The organism is Streptomyces sp. NPDC018019 (genome assembly GCF_044327805.1).
In the GTDB taxonomy this organism is placed as follows: domain Bacteria; phylum Actinomycetota; class Actinomycetes; order Streptomycetales; family Streptomycetaceae; genus Streptomyces.
Window position 1 is genome coordinate 239,746 of sequence record NZ_JBIRGD010000007.1, and the last position, 23,022, is coordinate 262,767.

17 protein-coding genes are annotated in these 23,022 nt (G+C 72.9%); 8 read left to right on the forward strand and 9 right to left on the reverse strand.

The window, feature by feature from the left end:
- Positions 1-153 precede the first annotated feature (153 nt).
- A complete protein-coding gene (locus ACH4FX_RS14940) occupies positions 154-1,077 on the reverse strand; it encodes a TIGR01777 family oxidoreductase (protein ID WP_398478825.1) in 924 nt (307 codons plus the stop codon).
- A gap of 47 nt (positions 1,078-1,124) precedes the next feature.
- Here ACH4FX_RS14940 and ACH4FX_RS14945 point away from each other — a divergent pair, with 47 nt between their 5' ends.
- Positions 1,125-1,616 (forward strand): GNAT family N-acetyltransferase, encoded by a 492-nt coding sequence (locus tag ACH4FX_RS14945; RefSeq protein ID WP_398478827.1) that lies wholly within the window; start codon positions 1,125-1,127, stop codon positions 1,614-1,616.
- 121 nt (positions 1,617-1,737) lie between these two features.
- Here ACH4FX_RS14945 and ACH4FX_RS14950 read toward each other — a convergent pair whose 3' ends face one another.
- Positions 1,738-2,256 carry a DUF4240 domain-containing protein gene (locus tag ACH4FX_RS14950; RefSeq protein ID WP_398479011.1) on the reverse strand — a complete coding sequence of 173 codons (519 nt, stop codon included), beginning with the start codon at positions 2,254-2,256 and terminating at the stop codon, positions 1,738-1,740.
- 154 nt (positions 2,257-2,410) lie between these two features.
- Here ACH4FX_RS14950 and ACH4FX_RS14955 point away from each other — a divergent pair, with 154 nt between their 5' ends.
- Positions 2,411-3,490 (forward strand): SDR family oxidoreductase, encoded by a 1,080-nt coding sequence (locus ACH4FX_RS14955; RefSeq protein ID WP_398478829.1) that lies wholly within the window; start codon positions 2,411-2,413, stop codon positions 3,488-3,490.
- Positions 3,491-3,602: 112 nt separating this feature from the next.
- On the opposite strand, the gene ACH4FX_RS14960 is transcribed toward ACH4FX_RS14955, so the two are convergent.
- The 6 genes from ACH4FX_RS14960 to ACH4FX_RS14985 all read right to left on the reverse strand — a co-directional run bounded on the left by ACH4FX_RS14960 (position 3,603) and on the right by ACH4FX_RS14985 (position 13,575).
- Positions 3,603-4,583, reverse strand: coding sequence for a helix-turn-helix transcriptional regulator (locus ACH4FX_RS14960; RefSeq protein WP_398478831.1), 981 nt, complete (start codon positions 4,581-4,583; stop codon positions 3,603-3,605).
- Between the two features lie 172 nt (positions 4,584-4,755).
- The gene (gene aceE, locus ACH4FX_RS14965; RefSeq protein WP_398478832.1) at positions 4,756-7,422 is read right to left on the reverse strand and encodes a pyruvate dehydrogenase (acetyl-transferring), homodimeric type; all 2,667 of its coding nucleotides are present in this window, start codon (positions 7,420-7,422) and stop codon (positions 4,756-4,758) included.
- A gap of 251 nt (positions 7,423-7,673) precedes the next feature.
- Positions 7,674-8,297: a GntR family transcriptional regulator gene (locus ACH4FX_RS14970; RefSeq protein WP_398478834.1), complete on the reverse strand. Its 624-nt coding sequence runs from the start codon at positions 8,295-8,297 to the stop codon at positions 7,674-7,676.
- A 174-nt stretch (positions 8,298-8,471) separates the two neighbouring features.
- A complete protein-coding gene (sucB, locus tag ACH4FX_RS14975; protein ID WP_398478836.1) occupies positions 8,472-10,274 on the reverse strand; it encodes a 2-oxoglutarate dehydrogenase, E2 component, dihydrolipoamide succinyltransferase in 1,803 nt (600 codons plus the stop codon).
- Positions 10,275-10,328: 54 nt separating this feature from the next.
- Positions 10,329-11,717, reverse strand: coding sequence for a dihydrolipoyl dehydrogenase (gene lpdA, locus ACH4FX_RS14980; protein ID WP_398478838.1), 1,389 nt, complete (start codon positions 11,715-11,717; stop codon positions 10,329-10,331).
- A gap of 313 nt (positions 11,718-12,030) precedes the next feature.
- Positions 12,031-13,575, reverse strand: a complete 1,545-nt coding sequence (locus ACH4FX_RS14985; RefSeq protein ID WP_398478840.1) for a leucyl aminopeptidase — start codon at positions 13,573-13,575, stop codon at positions 12,031-12,033.
- A gap of 363 nt (positions 13,576-13,938) precedes the next feature.
- Here ACH4FX_RS14985 and ACH4FX_RS14990 point away from each other — a divergent pair, with 363 nt between their 5' ends.
- The 5 genes from ACH4FX_RS14990 (at position 13,939) to ACH4FX_RS15010 (ending at position 21,372) form a co-directional block, all read left to right on the forward strand.
- The gene (locus ACH4FX_RS14990) at positions 13,939-16,023 is read left to right on the forward strand and encodes a hypothetical protein (protein WP_398478842.1); all 2,085 of its coding nucleotides are present in this window, start codon (positions 13,939-13,941) and stop codon (positions 16,021-16,023) included.
- Positions 16,024-16,567: 544 nt separating this feature from the next.
- Positions 16,568-18,142, forward strand: a complete 1,575-nt coding sequence (gene pelF, locus ACH4FX_RS14995) for a GT4 family glycosyltransferase PelF (RefSeq protein ID WP_398478844.1) — start codon at positions 16,568-16,570, stop codon at positions 18,140-18,142.
- On the forward strand, positions 18,139-19,602 hold the full coding sequence (locus ACH4FX_RS15000) for a hypothetical protein (RefSeq protein WP_398478846.1): 1,464 nt from the start codon (positions 18,139-18,141) through the stop codon (positions 19,600-19,602). The genes pelF and ACH4FX_RS15000 overlap by 4 nt, the downstream gene beginning before the upstream one ends.
- A 163-nt stretch (positions 19,603-19,765) precedes the next feature.
- The gene (locus ACH4FX_RS15005; protein WP_398478848.1) at positions 19,766-20,461 is read left to right on the forward strand and encodes a spherulation-specific family 4 protein; all 696 of its coding nucleotides are present in this window, start codon (positions 19,766-19,768) and stop codon (positions 20,459-20,461) included.
- On the forward strand, positions 20,458-21,372 hold the full coding sequence (locus tag ACH4FX_RS15010; RefSeq protein WP_398478850.1) for an endo alpha-1,4 polygalactosaminidase: 915 nt from the start codon (positions 20,458-20,460) through the stop codon (positions 21,370-21,372). The genes ACH4FX_RS15005 and ACH4FX_RS15010 overlap by 4 nt, the downstream gene beginning before the upstream one ends.
- Before the next feature lie 17 nt (positions 21,373-21,389).
- On the opposite strand, the gene ACH4FX_RS15015 is transcribed toward ACH4FX_RS15010, so the two are convergent.
- Entirely contained in the window at positions 21,390-22,145 is a 756-nt protein-coding gene (locus ACH4FX_RS15015) for an adenosylcobinamide-GDP ribazoletransferase (protein ID WP_398479013.1), read from the reverse strand.
- A 135-nt stretch (positions 22,146-22,280) separates the two neighbouring features.
- On the opposite strand from ACH4FX_RS15015, the gene ACH4FX_RS15020 reads away from it, so the two are divergent.
- Positions 22,281-23,018 carry a hypothetical protein gene (locus tag ACH4FX_RS15020; protein ID WP_398478852.1) on the forward strand — a complete coding sequence of 246 codons (738 nt, stop codon included), beginning with the start codon at positions 22,281-22,283 and terminating at the stop codon, positions 23,016-23,018.
- The last annotated feature ends 4 nt before the right edge of the window (positions 23,019-23,022 follow it).

Consider the following 23,022-nt stretch of genomic DNA (forward strand, 5'->3'; position numbering starts at 1 on the left):
ACGGGGTGCGATCTCGCCATGGGGACGGTCTCGCCGCGGGTGGTTTCGCCGCGGGGTGGTCTCGCGACGGAGGTGGGCACACCGGGTACGGCGGCGCCCGCCTCCGGCGCGGGGTGCGGCCGTTTCCGTGGCGGCCGTGCCCCGGCACGGGAGTCAGGAGCTGAGTGCTGCGCGGATCGCCTCGTCGACCTTCGGGTGGGTGAAGGTGAAGCCGGAGTCCAGGAGGCGCTGGGGGATGACGCGTTGGCTGGCCAGGACGTTGTCGGCGAACTCGCCCAGGGCGATCCGCAGGGCCGCGGCCGGTACGGGGAAGGGGGTGGGGCGGCGCAGGACGCGGCCCATCGCCGCCGTGACCTCTCGGTTGGTGACCGGCTCGGGCGCGGTGAGGTTGACCGGCCCGTGCAGGCCGTCGGTGTCCACGAGGTGCCGGAGCGCGGCGATGTGGTCGTGCAGGGAGATGAAGCTCCAGTACTGGCCGCCGTTGCCCAGCCGCCCGCCCAGGCCCAGCCTGAAGAGCGGGAACAGCCGCCCCCAGGCTCCGCCCCGGCGCCCCACGACCAGCCCGGTGCGGGCGAAGACCGTACGGATGCCGGCTTCGGCGGCCGGTGCGGCGGCCTCCTCCCAGTCGACGCAGAGCCGGGCCAGGAAGTCGTCGCCGGGCGGCGCGGTCTCGTCCGTCCGCCGGTCGCCGGTGTCTCCGTAGTAGCCGATGGCGCTGCCGCAGACGAAGACCCGCGGCGGGGTGTCCAGGGAGGCGATGGCCTCGGCGAGCGCCGCCGTGCCGAGGACCCGGCTGTTCCGGATCTCGCGTTTGTACGCGTCGCTCCAGCGGTGGTCGCCGACGCCCGCGCCCGCGAGGTGCACCACGGCGTCGCAGCCCGCGAGCCCGGCGGTGTCCACCGTCTGGCGCTCGGGGTCCCAGCGCACCTCGTCGGCGGCGCGCGGTTCGCGCCGTACGAGCCGGACGATCTCGGGTGCGCCGGTGCCGTCCGGCGGCCCGGTGGGGCTCCCCGCGCGCAGGGAGCGGACGAGTGCCGTACCGATGAGACCGGCCGAGCCGGTGATCGCGATCCGCATGGCAGCCATACTGCCCCCGTTCGCGGACACATGACACAGTGGCACGCATGTCCGAACCGTTCGTGCGTACCGCCGTCCTGGCCGACGAGGAGCAGCTCGCGGTGCTGGACCGCCGTACATGGTCCACGCTGCACGCGGTGACGCCCCGGCCGCAGCCTCCGTACGACCGGTTCTTCGACGAGCGGCACCGCCCCGAGGACCTGCTCGTGGCGGAGATCGCGGGCCGGCTGGCCGGCTACATCCGGGTGGTGCCGCCGACGCCGCTGCCCTGCAACGCGCATGTACGGCAGATCCAGGGCCTGGCCGTGGACACCTGGGCGCGCGGCCGGGGCGTCGCCCGGACCCTGCTGGACGCGGCCTGCGCGCAGGCCCTGGACGAGGGGGCCCGCCGCGTCACCCTGCGCGTCCTGGGCCACAACGCCCCGGCCCGCCGGCTCTACGAGTCGGCGGGCTTTCGCGTGGAGGGCGTGCTGCCCGGAGAGTTCCTGCTGGAGGGCGAGTACGTCGACGACGTGATGATGGGCAAGGTGCTGACCTGAGGGACGGCGGCCGTCAGATGTGACGTGCTGTTCCGGAGGACGGCGGCTGTCCGAGGCGACGGGGCGTTGCGGAGGGTGGCGGGCGTCCGAGGCGACGGGTCGTTCCGGAGGGTGGCGGGCGTCAGGTGCCGAAGCGGTCCCAGAGGCGGGGGAAGCGTTCTGCCAGGACGCGGTCGTCGTCCATGTCGAGGTAGCTGCCCAGCGGTTCGGCCGGCGGGTCGGGGAGCCCGAGGTCCGGCGTCTCGGCGCCGGTCAGCTGCTCGTACGCCTCGTCCGCCGCGTAGCCCAGTTCCTCCGCGTCGCCGTCCACCTCGTCGTCGAACGCGTCCAGCAGGCCGGCGAGGTTGTCCGGATCGTGCAGCGCCCCCTCGAAGACCTCCCGGCCCTGGCCGATCAGCCAGCAGCGGAAGCAGTCGAAGGCGTCGTCGCCGGCGCCGCCCAGCAGCAGGGCGGCCGCGGCCCACAGGTCCCAGCGGTACGCGCGGTTGTAGCGGGACTCGAAGTGCCGGGCGAAGTCCACCACGGAGTCCGGGTCGAGGGTCACCAGCCGTTCGACGAGCGCGTCCGCCTGCTCCTCCGGGTCGCCCTCGGCGACCTCGCGGGAGCTGTCGATCAGCTGCCAGAACTCCGTCTCGTCCATCACGGGTCCAGCATCGTTCCTGCCGCGCGGCGCCGCACGCGGACTACCCCAGATGCGACGGTGTCGTTATGCACACACATTCCTTCGGGTAATGCGGACACAAGGTGTCGGGTTTCCGCGCGACGGTCGTCCCATGCGTGAAGGGAAACGAATCATGACCGAATCGGCGACGGGCACCTCCGAAGCGACGGCGGACACGAGGACGGACGCGGCGACGGACACACCGGGCCGGCTGGCCGGGAAGGTCGCCCTGGTCGCCGGTGCCACCCGGGGCGCGGGCCGGGCGATGGCGGTGGAGCTGGGCCGGGCGGGTGCCACGGTCTACGTCACCGGCCGTACGACCCGCGAGCACACCAGCGAGGTCGGCCGTCCGACCGAGACGATCGAGGAGACCGCCGAGCTGGTGACGGCGGCGGGCGAGGCGGCCCGGAAAGCCTTGGCCGGGACCGAGCCCGGTACTGGTACCGAGGCCGGTTCCGGTACCGGGGCCGAGGCCGGCACCGCCCCCGGATGCGGTACCGGTATCGCCGTACCGACGGACCACCTGGACTCGGACGCGGTCCGGGCGCTGACCGAGCGCATCGACCGCGAGCAGGGGCGGCTGGACATCCTCGTCAACGACCTGTGGGGAGGTGATGTGCATGTCGAGTGGGGCAGGAAGATGTGGGAGCACGACCTGGCGAAGGGGCTGCGCGTGCTGCGGCTGGGGGTGGAGAGCCACATCGTGACCAGCAGGTTCGCGCTGCCGCTGCTGATCCGCCGGCCCGGCGGGCTGGTGGTGGAGGTGACGGACGGCACGGCCGAGTCCAACCGGCGCTACCGGGAGCCCTTCTACTACGACCTGGCCAAGAGCGCGCCCATCAGGATGGCGAAGGGGCTCGCCGAGGAGCTGCCCGAGTACGGGTGCACGGCGGTGTGCGTGACACCGGGCTGGCTGCGGTCGGAAGCCATGCTGGACACGTACTTCAAGGTCACCGAGGAGAACTGGCGGGCGGGCTGTGAGCAGAACCCGCACTTCGCGATCTCCGAGACGCCGGTGTTCGTGGGGCGGGCGGTGGCGGCGCTGGCCACCGATCCGGATGTCGCGCGCTTCAACGGGCAGGCGCTGTCCAGCGGCGGGCTGGCGAAGGAGTACGGCTTCACGGACGTGGACGGTTCGGCGCCGGACGCCTGGCGCTACATCACCGAGGTCGAGCAGAAGGGCAAGCCGGCGGACACCACCGGATACCGGTAGCGGCACCGGCACAGGCACCGAGCACTGGTAGCGGCACTGGGCACAGGCACGGCACCGGGAGACCGTCACCGGCCGCCGCACCTCACGTCCGTCACCTCACAGCCGCCGTACCTCACATCCGCCCGTAGAGCGCATACATACGCCCCGCCGCCGCGGCGAACCGTTCCCGCAGTTCCGGCGGCGCCAGTACTTCCGCCTCCGGGCCGAGGCCGAGCAGCTGGCCGTAGGCGACATCCAGGGACTCGACGGGCAGGGTGACGGTGAGCCGGCCCTGGTCGTCGGGCCCGCCCGCCTGCTCCGCCCGCCCCACCGCCTCCTCGGCGGCGGCCCGGTCGGTCACGTGCCGCAGCTGCCGGGCGCCCGCGGGCGTCAGCCGTACGACCACCTCGTCGCGCAGGAGGGAGCGGGCGAACTGGGCGGCCCGCTCCGCCCAGAAGGCGGGCAGGTCGAAGTCCGGGTCCCGGGTGAAGCGGTCGTCGAGGAGGGTGACGGCCGTGAAGCGGTCGATGCGGTAGACCCGCACGTCCGCGCCGGCCCGTGCCGCGAGGTACCAGACGCCCGCCTTGAGGACGAGCCCGTACGGCTCCAACTCCCGTGCCACCTCGGTGTCCTTGCGGCGGTAGCGGGCGGCCACACGCCGGTCGTCCCAGACCGCGTCCGCGATGGCGGGCAGCAGTTCCGGGGTGGCCGGTTCGCGGTACCAGGCGGGCGCGTCGAGGTGGAAGCGCTGGGCGGCGCCGTCCGCGGCGTCCCGCAGCTCGGGCAGCAGCGCGGCGGAGACCTTCAGCCGGGCGGCGGACGCGGCGTCCGCGAGTCCCATGTCGCGCAGCGCGGCGGGCACGCCGGACAGGAACAGGGCCTCCGCCTCGCTGCGGCCGAGTCCGGTCAGCCGGGTGCGGTAACCGCCGATGAGGCGGTAGCCGCCGGCCCGTCCGCGGTCCGCGTAGACGGGCACCCCGGCCTCGGAGAGGGAGAGCACGTCGCGGGCGACCGTACGCTCCGACACCTCCAGCTCCCGCGCCAGCTCGGCGGCGGTCATCGACGGACGGGACTGGAGCAGCAGCACCATTCTGATCAGCCGGGCAGCACGCATGGCTGCATCATGCCGTGCGGCGCTGCGCCCCGGCGCGCTTCCCGTACGCGACGAAAATCCCGTGCGGAGACCCCGGGCGCGGTTGAGGTGGTCTCCGCACGGGAGCAGGGGGGCGCCGGCCGGAGTCGGCGCCGGGGGGACGCGGCGGGCGGCCCGCCGCGTCCACGGCGGTCTACAGGCCGTACCGCTCCTTGGCCTCCTTGACCGTCTCCGCCTTCACGTCGCCGCGGCGGGCCAGCGCGGCCAGCGCCTGCACCACGACCGACTGCGCGTCCACGCCGAAGTGGCGGCGGGCCGCCTCACGGGTGTCGGAGAGGCCGAAGCCGTCGGTGCCGACAGAGGTCCAGTCCTGCTCGACCCACGGGGCGATCTGGTCGGGTACGGCCCGCATCCAGTCGCTGACCGCGACGACCGGGCCGGGGGCGCCGGCCAGCGCGCGGGTCACGTACGGGACCCTGTCCTCGCCCTCCAGGCGGGCGGCGTCGCACTCCAGGGCGTCGCGGCGCAGCTCCGTCCAGGACGGCGCCGACCAGACGTCCGCCGCCACGCCCCAGTCGCGGGCCAGGATCTCCTGGGCCTCCAGGATCCAGTGGATGGCGGTGCCGGAGGCCAGCAGCTGGAGGCGGGGGGCGTCGGCAGCGGCGGGCTCGGCCTCCTTGAAGCGGTAGAGGCCCTTGAGGATGCCTTCCTCGATGCCCTCGCCCGCCGGCATGGCGGGCTGCACCTTGGTCTCGTTGTAGACCGTCAGGTAGTAGAAGATGTCCTCCGCGTCCGGGCCGTACATCCGGCGCAGACCCTCCTTGACGATCACCGCGACCTCGTAGGCGAACGCCGGGTCGTAGGAGAGCGCCGCCGGGTTGGTGGAGGCGATCAGGTGCGAGTGGCCGTCCGCGTGCTGGAGGCCCTCACCGGTCATCGTCGTACGGCCGGCCGTGGCGCCGATGACGAAGCCGCGGCCCAGCTGGTCGGCGAGCGCCCAGAACTGGTCGGCGGTGCGCTGCCAGCCGAACATCGAGTAGAAGATGTAGAACGGGATCATCGGCTCGCCGTGGGTGGCGTACGAGGTCGCCGCCGCGGTGAAGTCGGCCAGCGAACCGGCCTCCGTGATGCCCTCGTTGAGGATCTGGCCGTCCTTGGCTTCCTTGTAGTACAGGAGCTGGTCGCGGTCGACCGGGTCGTAGGTCTGACCGACGGGGGAGTAGAGCCCGGCGGACGGGAACAGCGACTCCATGCCGAACGTACGGGCCTCGTCGGGCACGACCGGCACCCAGCGCTTGCCGGTCTCCTTGTCCCGCATCAGGTCCTTGACCAGGCGGACGAACGCCATGGTGGTGGCGATCTCCTGGGAGCCGGAGCCCTTCTTCAGGGCGTCGAACGCCTTGTCCGCGGGCATCGGCAGCGGCTTGGCGACGACCTTGCGGGCGGGGGCCGGACCGCCGAGGGCGGCACGGCGCTCGCGCAGGTACTCCATCTCGGGCGAGTTGGCGCCGGGGTGGGCGTACGGCACCACGTCCGCCTCCAGCGCGCTGTCCGGGATCGGCAGCTCCAGGAGGTCGCGCATGGCGCGGAACTGCTCGCCGGTGAGCTTCTTCATCTGGTGGTTGGCGTTACGGGACTCGAAGCCCTCGCCGAGGGTGTAGCCCTTGACGGTCTGCGCCAGGATGACGGTCGGCGCGCCCTTGTGCTCCAGGGCGGCCTTGTACGCGGCGTACACCTTGCGCGGCTCGTGGCCCGCGCGGGAGGTCTGGAACAGCTCCAGCAGCTTGGCGTCCGACAGGCCCTGGGCGATGCGGCCGAGCGCCGGGTCGGAGCCGAAGAAGTGCTCGCGCAGGTAGGCGGCGTCGCGGGTGGCGTACGTCTGGAACTGCGCGTCCGGGGTCTCGCGCAGGCGGCGCAGCAGCGCGCCGTCGGTGTCCTGGGCGAAGACCTCGTCCCAGGCCCGGCCCCACAGGGACTTGATGACGTTCCAGCCGGCGGCGCGGAACTGGGCCTCCAGCTCCTGCACGATCTTGAAGTTGGGGCGGACCGGACCGTCCAGGCGCTGGAGGTTGCAGTTGATGACGAAGGTCAGGTTGTCCAGCCCCTCGCGGCCGGCCAGCGCCAGGGCGGCGGTCGACTCGGGCTCGTCCATCTCGCCGTCACCCAGGAACGCCCACACGTGGCTGTTCGAGGTGTCCTTGATGCCGCGGTGCTCCAGGTAGCGGTTGAAGCGCGCCTGGTAGATCGCGGAGAGCGGGCCGAGGCCCATGGAGACGGTGGGGAACTCCCACAGCCAGGGCAGGCGCCGCGGGTGCGGGTACGAGGGCAGGCCGTCACCGGCCGCCTCCTGGCGGAAGCGGTCGAGCTGGTCCTCGGTGAGGCGGCCTTCGAGGAAGGCGCGGGCGTAGATGCCGGGGGAGGCGTGGCCCTGGATGTAGAGCTGGTCCCCGGAACCGTCGGCTTCCTTGCCGCGGAAGAAGTGCTGGAAGCCGGTCTCGTAGAGCCAGGCCGCCGAGGCGAAGGTGGCGATGTGGCCGCCGAGGCCGAGGCGGGAGCCGCGGGTGACCATGGCGGCGGCGTTCCAGCGGTTCCACGCCGTGATCCTGGCCTCCATCGCCTCGTCGCCCGGGAACTCGGGCTCGGCGGAGGTCGGGATCGTGTTGATGTAGTCGGTCTCCAGCGGCGCGAGGCCCGGGGCGCCGGTGTGCTCCACGGCGCGGCGCATCAGGTAGGCGGCGCGGTGCGGACCGGCCGCCCGGGTGACGGCGTCCAGGGACGCGCGCCACTCGGCCGTCTCCTCCGGGTCGCGGTCCGGGACCTGGTCGAGCTGGCTGTACGGCATGCGTACGGGATCGGGCATGGGTGGCCCCTTTCCGGACGAAGGAGGGAGGTGCGATGAGTGCTTGGCAGGCAGGGGTCGCGCCCCACCGACGACGATACGCCTCTGATCGATGATCGATCAATGCAGGTTGAAGGAAAAACCGCAGGTCGGCACGGGGTGCCAGCCTTCTAGGCACGGGGTGCCAGGCTGTCTGCGGCTCCGAATCGTAGGCGCAAAGGCTGCGGACCTGCGGAATCAGCTCCGGGGCGCGCAGCCGGGCCCCGGGGTCTTCAGACCCGGGGGGCGCAGCTGAGGACGTGGGTCTTCAGCAGGTCGCCGATCCTCGGATCGCGCCGCCGGAACGCGTCCACGATCTCCTGGTGGTCCCGCGCGTGCGAGCGCGGCTCCGGGCTGAACCAGCGGATGGACAGCGTGGTCCACACCTCGACGCCCAGCGACTCCCAGGTGTGCAGCAGGACGGCGTTGCGGGCCGCGCGCACGATCTCGCGGTGGAAGGCGACCGTGTGCCGCACCTGCGCCTCGCCGTCGCCGTGCCGGTCCGCCTCGCACAACGCCGCCACCTCCCGGTCCAGCGCCGTGGTGTCCTCGGCCAGCCGCCCGGCGGCCAGCTCGGCGGCCACCTGCTCCAGCCCGGCCCGCACCGGGTAGCTCTCCTTGAGGTCGTCGGCGGTCAGGTTCCGCACGCGGACGCCCTTGTTCGGGGCCGACTCGATCAGCTGGAGCGACTCCAGCTCGCGCAGGGCTTCCCGTACGGGCGTCTGGCTGACCGCCAGCTCGACCGCGATCCGCCGCTCCACGATCCGCTCCCCGGGCTGCCAGCGCCCGCTGACGATCCCTTCGAGGATGTGCTCGCGGATCTGCTCGCGGAGCGAATGGACGACGGGCGGGGTCATGACGTGCTCCTTCAGAGCGGGCGGCGGACGGCGGCCGGGGCCCGCACCGGGGGCGGTACGGAGGGCCACCGCAGGACGGCCATTATCCGTGCAACGAAAACGGGTCGGCCCCGGTCCGTACGAACTCGTACGGACCGGGGCCGACCCTGCTCACCTATGCGGTGGCCGCCGTGCTCAGAGACCGATCTCGGTCTCGAACTCGCCGGCCTCCAGGATCTGCTTGACCGTCGTCAGGTAACGGGCCGCGTCGGCACCGTCCACCAGGCGGTGGTCGTAGGAGAGCGCCAGGTAGGTCATGTGGCGCACGGCGATGGTCTCGCCCAGCTCCGGGTGGTCCACGACCACCGGGCGCTTGACGGTGGCGCCGATGCCCAGGATGCCGACCTGGTTCGGCGGCACGATGACCGTGTCGAACAGCGCACCGCGCGAGCCGGTGTTGCTGATCGTGAAGGTCGCGCCCGACATGTCGTCCGGGCTGATCTTGTTGGTGCGGACCTTGCCGGCCAGCTCCGCGGTCTTCCGGGCGATGCCGGCGATGTTCAGGTCGCCCGCACCCTTGATGACCGGGGTCATCAGGCCCTTCTCCGCGTCCACCGCGATACCGACGTTCTCGGTGTCGAAGTAGGTGATCGTGCCCTCGTCCTCGTTGATCCGGGCGTTGACGACCGGGTGGGCCTTCAGCGCCTGGACCGCGGCCTTGACGAAGAACGGCATCGGGGAGAGCTTGACGCCCTCACGCTGCGCGAACGCGTCCTTGGCCTTGTTGCGCATCCGCATGATCTTGGTGATGTCCACCTCGACCACGGAGGTCAGCTGCGCCTGGCCGTGCAGGGCCTTCATCATGTTGTCGCCGATGACCTTGCGCATCCGCGGCATCTTGACGGTCTGGCCGCGCAGCGGCGACGCCTCGATGGCCGGGGCCTTCGACGCGGCGGCCGGAGCGGCGGCAGCGGCCGGGGCGGCCTGCTTGGCGGCCTCGGCGGCGGCGATGACGTCCTGCTTGCGGATGCGGCCACCGACGCCGGTGCCCTTGACCGTGGCCAGGTTGACGCCGCTCTCCTGGGCCAGCTTGCGGACCAGGGGGGTGACGTACGCGGCGTCCGCCTCACCCGCGGCCGGGGCCGGGGTGACCGGTGCGGCGGCCGGAGCCGGCGCGGGGGCCGGAGCGGCCGGGGCCGGGTCCGGGGCGGGGGTGGTGACCTGCTGCGGTGCGGGCGCCGACGGGGCCTGCGGGGCGGGAGCCTCCTGCTTGGGGGCTTCCTGCTTCGGGGCCTCCTGGGCGGGGGCCGGAGCAGGGGCGGCCGGAGCCTCGGCCTGCGCCGGAGCAGCACCCTTCTGGCCGATGACGGCCAGCTTGGCGCCGACCTCGGCGGTCTCGTCCTCACCCACCAGGATCTCCAGCAGGGTGCCGGCGGTGGGGGCGGGGATCTCGGTGTCGACCTTGTCGGTGGAGACCTCCAGCAGCGGCTCGTCCTCGGCCACCTCCTCGCCGACCTCCTTGAGCCAGCGGGTGACGGTGCCCTCGGTCACGCTCTCGCCGAGCGCGGGGAGGAGAACATCCGTGCCGGAGGCTCCGGTGGAGCCGGTGCTTGCACCGGAGCCCTGGGCGCCGCCGGCGGGGGCTGCGGCCTGAGCCGGGGCCTCCTGCTGCGGAGCTTCCTGAGCCGGAGCCGCGGCGGGCTCCGGCTGGGCCGGGGCCTCGGCCTGCGCAGGGGCGGACTCGGCCGCGGGCGCGCCGCTGCCGTCGTCGATGATCGCCAGCTCGGCGCCGACCTCGACGGTCTCGTCCTCGGCCACCTTGATGGAGGCCAGCACGCCGGCGGCGGGGGCGGGGATCTCGGTGTCGACCTTGTCGGTCGACACCTCCAGCAGGGGCTCGTCGGCCTCTACGCGCTCACCCTCGGCCTTGAGCCAGCGGGTGACGGTGCCCTCGGTGACGCTCTCGCCGAGCGCCGGAAGGGTTACGGAAACCGCCATGGTTTCTCTTGCTCCTTACGAAAAGTACGGTATGTGGTCGCGCCCGGACCGGGATCAGTCGTGGGAGTGCAGAGGCTTGCCGGCCAGGGCCAGGTGGGCCTCGCCGAGCGCCTCGTTCTGCGTCGGGTGCGCGTGGATGAGCTGCGCAACCTCGGCCGGCAGGGCCTCCCAGTTGTAGACCAGCTGGGCCTCGCCGACCTGCTCGCCCATGCGGTCACCGACCATGTGGACGCCGACCACGGCACCGTCCTTGACCTGGACGAGCTTGATCTCGCCCGCGGTCTTGAGGATCTTGCTCTTGCCGTTGCCCGCCAGGTTGTACTTCAGGGCGACGACCTTGTCGGCACCGTACAGCTCCTTGGCCTTGGCCTCGGTGATGCCCACCGAAGCGACCTCGGGGTGGCAGTACGTCACGCGCGGCACGCCGTCGTAGTCGATCGGCACGGTCTTCAGACCGGCCAGCCGCTCCGCCACCAGGATGCCCTCGGCGAAGCCGACGTGCGCGAGCTGGAGGGTGGGGACGAGGTCACCGACGGCCGAGATCGTCGGCACGTTGGTCTGCATGTACTCGTCGACCAGGACGTAGCCGCGGTCCATGGCGACCCCGGCCTCCTCGTAGCCCAGGCCCTGGGAGACCGGGCCGCGGCCGATGGCGACCAGCAGCACCTCGGCCTCGAAGGTCTTGCCGTCGGCCAGCGTGACCTTGACGCCGTCCTGGGTGTACTCGGCCTTGTCGAAGAAGGTGCCGAGGTTGAACTTGATGCCGCGCTTGCGGAAGGCCCGCTCCAGCAGCTTGGAGCTGTTCTCGTCCTCGACCGGGACGAGGTGCTTGAGGCCCTCGACGATGGTCACGTCGGTGCCGAAGGACTTCCACGCGGAGGCGAACTCGACGCCGATGACGCCGCCGCCCAGCACGATCGCGGACTTCGGCACGCGGTCCAGCTTCAGCGCGTGGTCCGAGGAGATGATGCGGTCGCCGTCGATGTTCAGGCCCGGCAGGGACTTCGGCACGGAGCCGGTCGCCAGCAGGATGTGGCGGCCCTGGACACGCTGGCCGTTCACATCGACGGAGGTGGGGGAGGACAGCCGGCCCTCGCCCTCGATATAGGTGACCTTGCGCGAGGCGACCAGGCCCTGCAGGCCCTTGTACAGGCCCGAGATGACCTCGTCCTTGTACTTGTGCACGCCCTCGATGTCGATGCCCTCAAGGGTGGCCTTGACGCCGAACTGGGCGGCCTCGCGAGCCTGGTCCGCGATCTCGCCGGCGTGCAGCAGGGCCTTGGTGGGGATGCAGCCGTTGTGCAGGCAGGTGCCGCCGAGCTTGTTCTTCTCGATCAGGGCGACGTCCAGGCCCAGCTGCGCCCCGCGCAGGGCAGCGGCGTAACCGCCGCTACCGCCTCCGAGGATCACTAGGTCGAAAACGGTGCTGGCGTCGTTCGCCACGTCACGTCCTCCATGCATGGGTACGCCGGAGCCGGTCGTCGGTGACCGGGCGGCGGCTGTTGATCGGCCGCTTCTTGGATCGGCCCTGGGTAAGGGGGGCCCTGTCCTGCCAAGAACCCATCTTCGCACTTGTTGAAGGCGGGCGGGACGGCGGGCCGGGCTGGGGGACGGCACGACGGCCGTTCCCGGGGGTTGCGCTCGGGATTACTCCGGCGTACGGGCGTGCGGATTTCGTCGAGGGCGAACACGCGCGTACGGCCCCGGGCGCCGGGCCCGGAGCCGTACGGACAAAACAGGAGCAACCCGTAAAGCGTCAGCCGAGGTCGCCGTCGGCGGTGCGCTCGGCCAGCCGCACCAGGGTGCGGACCGCGGAGCCGGTGCCGCCCTTGGGGGTGTAGCCGAACGGCGCGCCCTCGTGGAAGGCCGGACCGGCGATGTCCAGGTGCGCCCACGGGATGCCCTCGCCCACGAACTCCTGGAGGAACACACCGGCCAGCAGGCCGCCGCCGGCCCGCTCGCCGATGTTCTTCAGGTCCGCGATGGGGGAGTCCAGGGTCTTGCGCAGCTCGGACGGCATCGGCATCGGCCAGGACGGCTCGCCGGCCTCCTCCGCGATCTCGTGGATGCTCGCCCGGAAGGCGTCGTCGTTGGCCACGATCCCGAAGGTGCGGTTGCCCAGCGCCAGGACCATGGCGCCGGTCAGCGTGGCGACGTCCACGATCGCGTCCGGCCGCTCCTCCGAGGCGCGGGTCAGCGCGTCGGCCATGACGAGCCGGCCCTCGGCGTCGGTGTTCAGCACCTCGACGGTCTTGCCGCTGTACATGGTCAGCACGTCGCCGGGGCGCAGCGCGGCGCCGGACGGCATGTTCTCGGCGAGCGCCAGCCAGCCGGTGACGTTGACCCGCAGGCCCAGCCGGGCGGCGGCCACGACCGCGGCGAACACCGCGGCGGCGCCGCTCATGTCGCACTTCATGGTCTCGTTGTGGCCGGCCGGCTTCAGGGAGATGCCGCCCGAGTCGTAGGTGATGCCCTTGCCGATCAGCGCCAGGGTCTTCTCGGCCTTCGGGTGGGTGTAGGCGATCCGCACCAGCCGCGGCGGGTTCTCCGAGCCCTGGCCGACGCCCATCAGGCCGCCGTAGCCGCCCTTCTTCAGGGCCTTCTCGTCCAGCACCTCGGCCTTGAGGCCGAACTCCTTCGCGGCGGCCTGGGCCTGCGCGGCGAAGGACTTCGGGGTGAGGTCGTTGGACGGGGTGTTGATCAGGTCGCGGGCGCGGTTGACCTCGGCAGCCAGCGTCTGGGCGCGCTCGACGGCGGCCTTGTGCTCCTTGTCACGCGGCTTGCCGCCGAGGATCGCCACCTCGGCCAGCGGCGCGGACCTGCCGTCGGCCTTCTTGGCGCGGGCGGCCTTCGCGTCGCCGCCGTTGCCGCGGTACGCGGTGAAGGCGTACGCGCCGAGCAGCGCGCCCTCGGCGACCGCCGCGACGGCCCAGGCGTCCGCCGCGGGCAGCGCGAAGCCGGCCTTCTTGGTGCCGGCCAGGGCGCGGGCGGCGGAGCCCGCGGCGCGGCGCAGCGCCTCGGCGTCGTACTCCTCGTCCTCGGCCGGCGCGTCGCCCAGACCGACCGCCAGCACGACCGCGGCCTTCAGGCCGGAGGCGGCGGGCAGCTTGGTGACCTCGCCCTCGGCGCCGCTCGCACCGAGGGTCTCCAGTACGGCGGCGAGCCTGCCGTCGAACGCCTTGTCCACGGCCTCGGCGCCGGGGGCCACGACGGCGCCCTTGGCGGTCTTGGCCACGCCGACGACGACGGCGTCCGCACGCAGCGTCGCGGCGGAGGATGTGCTGAGGGTCAGTGCAGTCACGGTGATGAAGGTCCTGTTCCGTCCGGGAATCCGTTCGCGCCCAGGGCGCTGCTGCGGCTGAGCCTACGCTCGGCTCCGCCGCCCGTAACCGCTTGATGCCGTATCGGCCCGTCCTGTCACCACTTCATCACCCGCACCAGGGGCCGCAACGCCGTCCGAGGCCGGGGGAGTTGCCGGTAGCGCGCGCAAAGGCGGCGAACCGGAGTGCCGGGCTCCGCGTCAACACCTGTGCGTCGAATGAGACGTGCGTCACAGTCGTGGTGACTGTGGGATAAGGGGGCGTGAACCTTCGCATGATGTCCACGAGCCTGCCCGGTGCGCTTCCGGAAGCAGGGGGACTTCCGTGGGGAAGGGGTTGCGCCCATGGGCAGCAATGACAAGACGCCGGCCAGACCGGGCAGGATCCTCACGGCGCTCGCCACGGCGTTCGTCACGGCGCTCCCCCTGGCGGTGGTGAGCGCGCCCCCCGCGCAGGCGGCCCCGGCCGCCGAGCCGCGCATCGACCTGCGGGTGCTCGTGGTCACCGACGGCGGCGACAGCACCGACGCCATCGTCGGGGAACTGCGCGGCCAGGGTGTCCCGTACACGACCGTCGACCTGACGAGCCCCGGCCGCCCGGTGATCGACCAGGCGTTCCTGAGCGACACCGTGGACGGCCGGCCGCGCGCCAAGTTCCAGGGTGTGGTGCTGCCGAACGACAACCCCTTCGGCACGGCGTCCTCCCCGGAGCTGGCGGCCCTGAAGGCGTACGAGACCACCTACAAGATCCCGCAGGTGGACGCGTACACCTACGCGCGGCCGGACGTCGGCCTGCGCACGCCCGACGAGGGCGGATACGCCGGGGTGCTGGACGGGTTCGCCGGCCGCACCACCGACGCGGGCAAGGCCGGGCCCTTCGGCTACCTCAAGGGCGCGGTGCCCTTCGAGGACGCCGACCCGAAGGTCTCCGAGGCATACGGCTACATAGCCCAGCCGGTCGCGGACCCGCCCGCGGGCGCGACGTTCACGACGTACCTGGACGCGGCGGTGCCGGGCGGCTCCGCGCGCGGCTCGCTGGTCGGCGAGTACGCCCACGACGGCCGTCGCGAGCTGGTCGTCACCTTCGCGCAGAATCGATACCAGCAGCAGTTCCGGCTGCTCGCCCGGGGCATCGTGGACTGGCTGACGCAGGGCGTCCACCTGGGCCAGAGCCGCAACTACTTCTCCGTACAGGTCGACGACGTCTTCGCGCCGGACTCCCGCTGGGACACCGAGAACAACTGCACCCCCGGGGACTTCGACTGCCCGCCGGGCGTGCCGGACACCGCGCAGATCCGGATGACCGAGGCGGACGCCGCGTACGCCGCCCAGTGGCAGCGCGACCGCGGCTACCGGCTCGACATGGTCTACAACGCGGGCTCCGGCGAGGAGTGGAAGGCGGAGCACGGCGGCGTGGACGCGCTGGCCGACCGTCTGCTGGCCGACAAGGCCGCCTACCGCTGGGTCAACCACACCTACACCCACCCCTTCCTGGGCTGCGTCCAGGACACCTCGGTCGTGCCGTGGCGCTGCGCCAAGGACCTGTTCGGCAGCACCCGGTGGGTGAGCCGCAGCGAGATCACCGCGGAGATCGAGAAGAACCACGCCTGGGGCGTGGCCAAGGGCCTGGACCTGGACCCCGCGGAGCTGGTCACCGGCGAGCACTCCGGCCTGAAGACCCTGCCGCAGCAGCCGCAGGACAACCCCAACCTCGCGCCGGCGCTCACCGCCACCGGCGTCAAGTGGCTGGCCGGCGACAACTCGCGGGAAGCCGCGCAGCGGCAGGCGGGCCCGGCGCTGACCGTGCCGCGCTACCCGATGAACGTGTTCTACAACGCGGGCACGGCGGCCGAGCAGACCGACGAGTACAACTGGATCTACACGAGCAAGGCCGACGGCGGCAGCGGGATCTGCGAGACCGACCCCCACTCGACCTGTCTGCCCGCGCCCTTGCCGACCTCCACCGGCTACGCCTCGTACATCGTCCCGCAGGAGGCGCGCACCGCTCTCGGGCATGCTCTGGCCAACGACCCGCGCCCGCACTACATCCACCAGTCGAACCTCGCCGAGGACCGGATCGCCTACCCGGTTCTGGACAAAGTTCTGGCCGACTATCGCGGATTCTTCGCCGCCGACACACCCGTGGTCAACCAGCGCCACCGGGACATCGGACGCGAGATGCAGCAGCGTGCGGCCTGGCAGCGGGCCCTGGACGCCGGGACGGTGACGGCGTACAGAATTGGCGACACCGTCACCGTCACGTCGCCGGCCGGGGTGGCCGCTGCGGCTACGATGCCCGTCGGAACCAGAACACAACTCTCGGACGGAACCGCGGAATTCGGCACTCGCTATGCCGGACGGGTATCGGAGTGGGCCACAGCGCAGTCGCCCGGAGCGGCCATCACGCTCAAGCTCCCGACGACCGCCTGACGCGTCCCCGGCGTCGCCGGCCCGCTGTCCCGGCCCGGCGGGCCGGGACCGGGCGGCCGGTGCCCGCCGCGTCCCGCCACCGCCGCGACCGACGTCCCCAGCCGACCCCTGCCCGACCGCATGCACGCACCATCCCGATGACGGCGCACCACGGCCACGCGCGGGCACCCGCCCCGCACGCGCCCGGCCGTACCCGCACCACCGCACGCCGCTCCACCCGCACTCTTCACCGTTCACCGCGCCCGCACCGACGCACCGGTGCAGCAGGGCGCACCCGGACACCGGTGCGGACGCGCAGGTACGGACGCGTCCGCACCGGTGTCCCGCGGGCGTGCCCGCACCCCGGCACCGGCCCGCCGCACCACCGTGCCCGCGCACGTCCCCGCACTCCGCACGCGCACGCCGCACCAGGCCGGCACGGCCGCCGGCCCGGTCAACGCGCCCGCACGGTGCCCGCAGCACCCGCGCCCGCGCGCCCCACACCGCTTTGCCCAGCACCCCACACCGCTTTGCCCAGCACCTAAGTTCCCGGGGGGAATCCGCCATGAAAGCAACCCTGTACGAGGTCGGCAGCCGAAGTCCGCGGACGGACGGCGCGCCACGGCCCGGCGGGCACGTCACGATGCTCACCGAGGGCACCTACCCGCACGTCCACGGTGGTGTCTCCACCTGGTGCGACCAGCTCGTACGGGGCATGCCGGAAGTCCGCTTCAACGTCATCGCGCTCACCGGCAGCGGCCGAGAACCGGTGACCTGGGACCTGCCCGCCAACGTCTACGCGCACTCCTCCGTACCGATGTGGGGCCCGCCGCCGGGCCGGCGCACCGCCGGGCTGTTCCGGGGGCGCGAGCGCCGCCGCTTCATCGACACCTACGAGCGCTTCCTGCTCTCCATGCTCGACCCGCAGTCCTGCACCGACTTCGGCACCGAGCTGTACGCCCTCGCCGCGCTGGCCCGCGAGGGGCGGCTCAGCGCCGCGCTGCGCACCGAGTCCGCGCTGCGTTCCCTGATGTGGATCTGGTCCCTGCCGCACGTCGCCACGCGCGCCGCCGAGCCCACCGTCCATGACGCGCTGACCGCCACCGACCTGCTGGAACACGCGCTGCGCCCGCTCGCGGTACGGGTACCGGAGGACAGCGTCGCGCACGCGGTGAGCAACGGCCTGGCCTGCCTGCCGGCGCTCGCCGCCAAGCAGTTCGACGGCGTACCGTTCCTGCTCACCGAGCACGGCATATACCTGCGCGAGCGCTACCTCGGCTACCGCCGCGAAGCCCAGCGCTGGCCCGTCAAGGCCCTGATGCTCGGCTTCTACCGGCAGCTGACGATCGAGAGCTACCGGGCCGCCGACCTGATAACGCCGTGCAACAAGTACAACAAGCGCTGGGAGGAGCGCGGCGGCACCCCGCCCGAGAAGATCCGCACCGTCTACAACGGCGTCGATGTGCAGCTCTTCCCGCACGCCGAGCAGGAACCGGACGCGCCGACGCTGAGCTGGGCCGGGCGCATCGACCCGATCAAGGACCTGGAAACCCTCATCCGCGCCTACGCGCTGTGCCGCGCCGAGGTCCCCGACCTGCGGCTGCGCCTGTTCGGCGGGGTGCCGGCCGGCGGCGAGGCGTACAAGACCCGCTGCGAGAAGCTGGCCGCCTCGCTCGGCGTGACCGACGGGATCAGCTGGGAGGGGCGCATCGACGACGTGGCCCGCGCCTACGCCGCCGGCAGCATCGTGATGCTCTCCAGCATCTCCGAAGGCTTCCCCTTCAGCCTGATCGAGGCCATGTCCTGCGGCCGGTCCACCGTCTCGACCGACGTCGGCGGGGTGCGCGAGGCGGTCGGCGACACCGGGCGCGTGGTACCGCCGCGGGAACCCGAGGCGATGGCCGAGGCCACCCTGGAACTGCTCAAGGGCGGCTGGGAGAAGCGCGCCGAACTCGGCAGCCGGGCGCGCCAGCGCGTCATCGACCAGTTCACGCTGCGCCGCTCGGTCGACGGCTTCCGCACCATCTACCGCGAACTCGACGGTGCCGGGCAGCCCGCCGAGGAGCCGCAGGAGGAGTGGACCCTCCAGCTGCGCGGCCCGTGGCGCACCCCGCTCGCCGCGGACGGGGGCGGCTGGTGAGCGGTTCCCTGTGGCTGGTCCCCGGGGAGGGCAAGGACCGTACGGACGACCTGCCGGACGTGCCGCGCCCGCAGCGCCCGCGCTGGGCCGCCCCCGACCCGGTCGACGAACTCGCCGGGCGGATGGAGCATCTGATCGCCGCCGCCGTCCACCCCGACGAGATCGCCGCCATCATCGAGTCCGACGGCATGAGCGACGACCAGATCAAGCTCGCCTACGGGCGCGAGAACTCCTTCGCCCTCGCCGAGGACCTGTGGGAGCGGGTGCCGCGCAGCTACCCCGAACCGGACCGCACGGTCACCGACCCCTGGCGGGTCAGCCTGCTCGGCTGCCTGCTGCGCGCCCTGGTCTTCGCCCTGCCGGGCCTGGCCTACGTCGTCGGCTCGCACCTGCTGTCCGGGCCGCCGGACGCCCGCGGGCTGCCCGCGGGCACCCTCCCGCTGCTGGCGGGCGCCCTGACCGGCTGGGTCTGGAACCAGGCGCTGGCGCACCGCGCGTACTCCTGGCTGGGCCTGGGCGAACGGTGGCCCGCCGCCCGCGCCCTGGCCGTCGGCGCGCCGCTCGGCGCGCTGGCCGGGGCCGCCGTCGCCTGGGTGGTCGGCACCGCCGACGCGGACGCCCCCGGCGCGGTGGTCTTCGCCGCGGGCCAGGCGGCCTACCTCGGCGCGGCCACCGCGCTGCTCGTCTTCGGCCGGGAGCGGTGGCTGCTGTGCGCGCTGGCCCCGGTCGGGCTCGGTGCCGCGCTGATGGCGGTGTACGTACCGCCGGACGCCGTACGGGAAGGGCTGCTCGTCGTATCGCTCGGCGCGGCCCTGGTGCTGGCCGCCGTCACCGTCCTGCGCTGCCGGCGCGAGCCCCGGCACGACGGGCCGGCGCCCCGTGCGGTGGCCTCCGTGCCGTACGGGCTCTTCGGCCTGGCCATCGGCGTGCTGGTGCTGCACACGGCGCTCGGCGACGTGCTGCGGTACGGGGCCCACGCCGAGGTCGCGGCGCCCGCGGCGGTGGCCCTGACGCTCAGCATGGGGCCGGCCGAGTGGCTGCTGTACCGCTTCCGCAGCCGGGCCGTGGCCGGGCTGCGCTCCAGCACCACCCCCGCCGGTTTCCGGCGCGCCGTCTCCGGCGCGCTGGCCCGCTGCCTGGCCTGCTACCTGGCGGTGCTCGCGCTGCTCGGCGGCGTCGGGAGCCTGGTGTGGCGGCAGGGGCCGCCGATGGACTGGCCGCACGCGCTGGGGCTGCTGTGCCTGGGGACGGTGCTGTGGACCGCGCTGCTCCTCCAGGCGTTCGGGGCGGTGCCGGTGGCGGCGGTGGTGTGCGGTCTGGCCGCGGTCGCCCAGACGATCGCCCTGCTGACCGGCCCGCTGCCGCCGGCCGTCGCCCAGCTGACGGTCTGCGGCGTGGCCGCACTCGTCCTGGGCGCGCTCGTGTCCGCCCTCCTGGGGCGCGCCACCGCGCATCGCTGAGCGGGCGGCGGCCGGCCGACGGCCGCCGCCCTCACGCCCTCAAATGCGTCTCCGTCCCCGCCTCTTGGCCGAACCGGCCGGTAACCGGTACCGGGGCCACGTGCCGTCGCACGTGCTCGTATCCTCAGCATCTCGTCCCATATGCGACAGGAGCCACCGAACCATGACCCGGCCGTCCGCGGGGCAGCCCCGTCCGCCCTCCCGTCAACTGCTGGTCCCGCTCTACGAGCACCCGGCGGAACGCCCGGACGCCTGGCGGCGGCTGATCGCGGCGGCGCCCGACCTCTACGGCGTGGTGCTCAACCCGGCCAGCGGTCCCGGTACCGCCCCCGACCCGGACTTCGCCGAGGTCGCCGGGCGGTTACGGGCGGCGGGCGTACGCCTCCTCGGCTACACCGACACCGACTACGGACGGCGCCCGCACGCGGCCGTCGTCCAGGACCTGATGCGGCACCGCGACTGGTACGGGGCCGACGGGGCCTTCTTCGACCAGGCCGCGGCCGACGCCGGGTTCCTTGCGCACTACGGCCGTCTGACGGTCGCGGCGCGCGCCGCCGGCGCCGGCACCGTCGTGCTCAACCACGGCCTCCACCCGCACCCCCGCTACCTCGACTTCGCCGACCTCCTGGTCACGTTCGAGAACAGCTGGGCGGTGTACGAGAGCGCCGAGGTCCCGGAGTGGACGGCCCACCACCCGCCCGAACGGTTCTGCCATCTCATCCACGGCCTCCCCGAGAGCTGCGCGGAGGCCGCCGCCGAGCTGGCACGGCAGCGCGGGGCCGCCGTGCACTGCGCCGTCCCCGGCACCGCGCCGCACCCCTGGGACGCCCTTCCCCCCTTCCTGGAGACACCCCGATGACGTCCCTGCGCTTCCGCGGGAAACCGCACAAGAATCTGCTGCGCAAGAAACTGCTGCTTCTCCTCGGCTCGTTGCTGCTCGTCACCACCGCCTGTTCCCAGGCGCCGGACGGTCCGGGCGGCAAGCCCGGCCACGGCCCGAGCACCGGCACCGGCGGGCCGAGCGGTTCCGGCACGCCGAGCACTCCGGGCAGCCCCGGAAGTTCGCCCAAGCCCATCTGGCACCCCGAGCCCGGTGTCGCCTGGCAGTGGCAGCTGACCGGAAAGCTCGACCTGTCCGTCGACGCGCCCGTCTACGACATCGACGGCTTCAACCACAACGCGGCCACGGTCGCCGATCTCCACGAGCGCGGCCGCAAGGTCATCTGCTACGTCAGCGTCGGCGCCCACGAGGACTTCCGCCCGGACGCGCGCAGCTTCCCCAAGAACGTCATCGGCGAGGAGAACGGCTGGGAGGGCGAGCGCTGGCTCGACATCCGCCGTCTCGACGTACTGCGCCCGCTGATGGCCAAGCGCTTCGACATGTGCCGGGACAAGGGCTTCGACGCCGTCGAGCCGGACAACGTCGACGGCTACAAGAACGACACCGGCTTCGATCTGACGGCCGGGCACCAGCTCGCCTTCAATCGCATGATCGCCGAGCTGGCCCACGAACGGGGCCTGTCCGTCGGCCTCAAGAACGACCTCGACCAGATCCCCCAGCTGGTCGGCGACTTCGACTTCGCCGTCAACGAGCAGTGCGCCCAGTACGACGAGTGCGCCACCATGACCCCGTTCATCAAGGCCGGCAAGCCCGTCTTCCACGTCGAATACGAACTCCCGGCCGCCCGCTTCTGCCGCGACACCAAGCGCCTGGGCCTCAGCTCCATGCAGAAGCGCCTCCATCTGGACGCCTGGCGCCAGGCCTGCTGACGCCGGCGCGGGGTGGTTCACCCCAGCGCCAGGACCACCACCGCCACCAGCCCCGTCGTCTCCGCGATCGCCCCGAAGACGTCCCCGGTGATGCCGCCGAAGCGGTGGCGGCAGCGGCGCAGGGCCGCTTCTCCCGCCAGCAGGGCCAGGAGGGCGGCCGCGCCCGCGTGGAGGGCCTCGTAGGGGCCGTGGAGGGCGCCGGCGGCCGCGGACAGGGCGATGACCGTGGCCGCCGCCGCCATGGCCCGGCGCACCGGCACCGTGCCCGCCACCGCGGCGCCCAGGCCCTCGGGGCGGGCCGGGGGAACACCGGGGCGGGCGGCGAGGGTGAGGGCGCAGCGGGCCGTGACGGCGGCGAGGGCGGCGGCCGTGGCGCCGCGGGCCCAGCCCTGCTCGTACAGGTGGGTCAGGGCGGCCACCTGCGCCAGCAGGGTGAACAGCAGCGTGATGACGCCGAACGGGCCGATGTCGGACTGCTTCATGATGCGCAGCGCGTCCTCGGCGGGCTTGCCGCTGCCCAGGCCGTCGGCGGTGTCGGCGAGTCCGTCGAGGTGCAGGCCGCGGGTGAGGACGGCGGGGACGGCCGCGGTGGCGACGGCGGCGAGGAGCGGGCCGCCGTCCAGGAGGAGCAGCAGGGTGCCGAGGGCCGCGGCGGCCAGGCCGATCACCAGGCCCGCCACCGGCGCGCACAGCATGCCGCCGCGCGCCGCCGCCCGGTCCCAGCGGCGCAGCCGTACCGGCAGCACGGTCAGCGTGCCGAAGGCGAAACGCATGGCGTCCCCGAGGGTGGGGGAAGGCGGGGGGCCGGAGGAGGTGGCGGCGTCGTTCACCGCGGCAGGCTAACCCGGCCGCCCCGCACCGTACGGCGTTAAATTGCCGCTATACGCGACAAATGGGGAGTACGTGGCATGGGTCACTGGTGGTTCCGCAACATCATCGAGCCGGGGAAGCTCCCCCTGCTGCTCGCGCTCGTCTCCTTCGTGCTGACCTTCGCCGTGACCCGGGTGATCACCCGGCTGATCCGGGCCGGGAAGGGCCCCTTCCGGAACATCGCGCCCGGGGGCCTGCACATCCACCACGTCGTCCCGGGGGTGGTGCTGATGGTGGTCGGCGGGTTCACCGCCCTGGCCGGCGGGCGTCACGGATACGGGTCGGGGATCGCGGCGGTGCTGTTCGGGATGGGCGTCGGGCTGGTGCTGGACGAGTTCGCGCTGATCCTGCACCTGGACGACGTGTACTGGAGCGAGCAGGGCACCAAGAGCGTGGAGATCGTGATCGTCACGTTCGCGCTGGTGGCGCTGATCCTCGGCGGCGCGCTGCCGTTCGGGGTCAACGAGCTGGACCCGGACGAGTTCCACAACCGGTTCCGGGTGGTGCGGACCGTGGGGCTCAACTTCCTGCTGGCCCTGGTGGCCCTCTTCAAGGGCAAGGGCCGGATGGCGGTGATCGGGGTGTTCGTACCGTTCGTCGCCCTGTTCGGGGCCGTCCGGCTGGCCCGCCCCAACTCTCCCTGGGCGAAGCGGTTCTACCGGCGGCGCCCCAAGGCCCGCGCCAAGGCGAAGGTACGCGCCTTCCGGCACGACCGCCGCTGGAACGGCCTGCGCCGCCGGGTGAACCACGTCATCGGCGGGACGCCGAGCTCCTGAGAGC

Excerpts from the sequence above, each read along its gene's own strand:
- ACH4FX_RS14940 (WP_398478825.1), bottom strand. The coding sequence starts at position 1,077 with ATGCGGATCGCGATCACCGGCTCGGCCGGTCTCATCGGTACGGCACTC.
- ACH4FX_RS14945 (WP_398478827.1), top strand. The coding sequence starts at position 1,125 with ATGTCCGAACCGTTCGTGCGTACCGCCGTCCTGGCCGACGAGGAGCAG.
- ACH4FX_RS14950 (WP_398479011.1), bottom strand. The coding sequence starts at position 2,256 with ATGGACGAGACGGAGTTCTGGCAGCTGATCGACAGCTCCCGCGAGGTC.
- ACH4FX_RS14955 (WP_398478829.1), top strand. The coding sequence starts at position 2,411 with ATGACCGAATCGGCGACGGGCACCTCCGAAGCGACGGCGGACACGAGG.
- ACH4FX_RS14960 (WP_398478831.1), bottom strand. The coding sequence starts at position 4,583 with ATGCGTGCTGCCCGGCTGATCAGAATGGTGCTGCTGCTCCAGTCCCGT.
- aceE (WP_398478832.1), bottom strand. The coding sequence starts at position 7,422 with ATGCCCGATCCCGTACGCATGCCGTACAGCCAGCTCGACCAGGTCCCG.
- ACH4FX_RS14970 (WP_398478834.1), bottom strand. The coding sequence starts at position 8,297 with ATGACCCCGCCCGTCGTCCATTCGCTCCGCGAGCAGATCCGCGAGCAC.
- sucB (WP_398478836.1), bottom strand. The coding sequence starts at position 10,274 with ATGGCGGTTTCCGTAACCCTTCCGGCGCTCGGCGAGAGCGTCACCGAG.
- ACH4FX_RS14990 (WP_398478842.1), top strand. The coding sequence starts at position 13,939 with ATGGGCAGCAATGACAAGACGCCGGCCAGACCGGGCAGGATCCTCACG.
- pelF (WP_398478844.1), top strand. The coding sequence starts at position 16,568 with ATGAAAGCAACCCTGTACGAGGTCGGCAGCCGAAGTCCGCGGACGGAC.
- ACH4FX_RS15005 (WP_398478848.1), top strand. The coding sequence starts at position 19,766 with ATGACCCGGCCGTCCGCGGGGCAGCCCCGTCCGCCCTCCCGTCAACTG.
- ACH4FX_RS15010 (WP_398478850.1), top strand. The coding sequence starts at position 20,458 with ATGACGTCCCTGCGCTTCCGCGGGAAACCGCACAAGAATCTGCTGCGC.
- ACH4FX_RS15015 (WP_398479013.1), bottom strand. The coding sequence starts at position 22,145 with ATGCGTTTCGCCTTCGGCACGCTGACCGTGCTGCCGGTACGGCTGCGC.
- ACH4FX_RS15020 (WP_398478852.1), top strand. The coding sequence starts at position 22,281 with ATGGGTCACTGGTGGTTCCGCAACATCATCGAGCCGGGGAAGCTCCCC.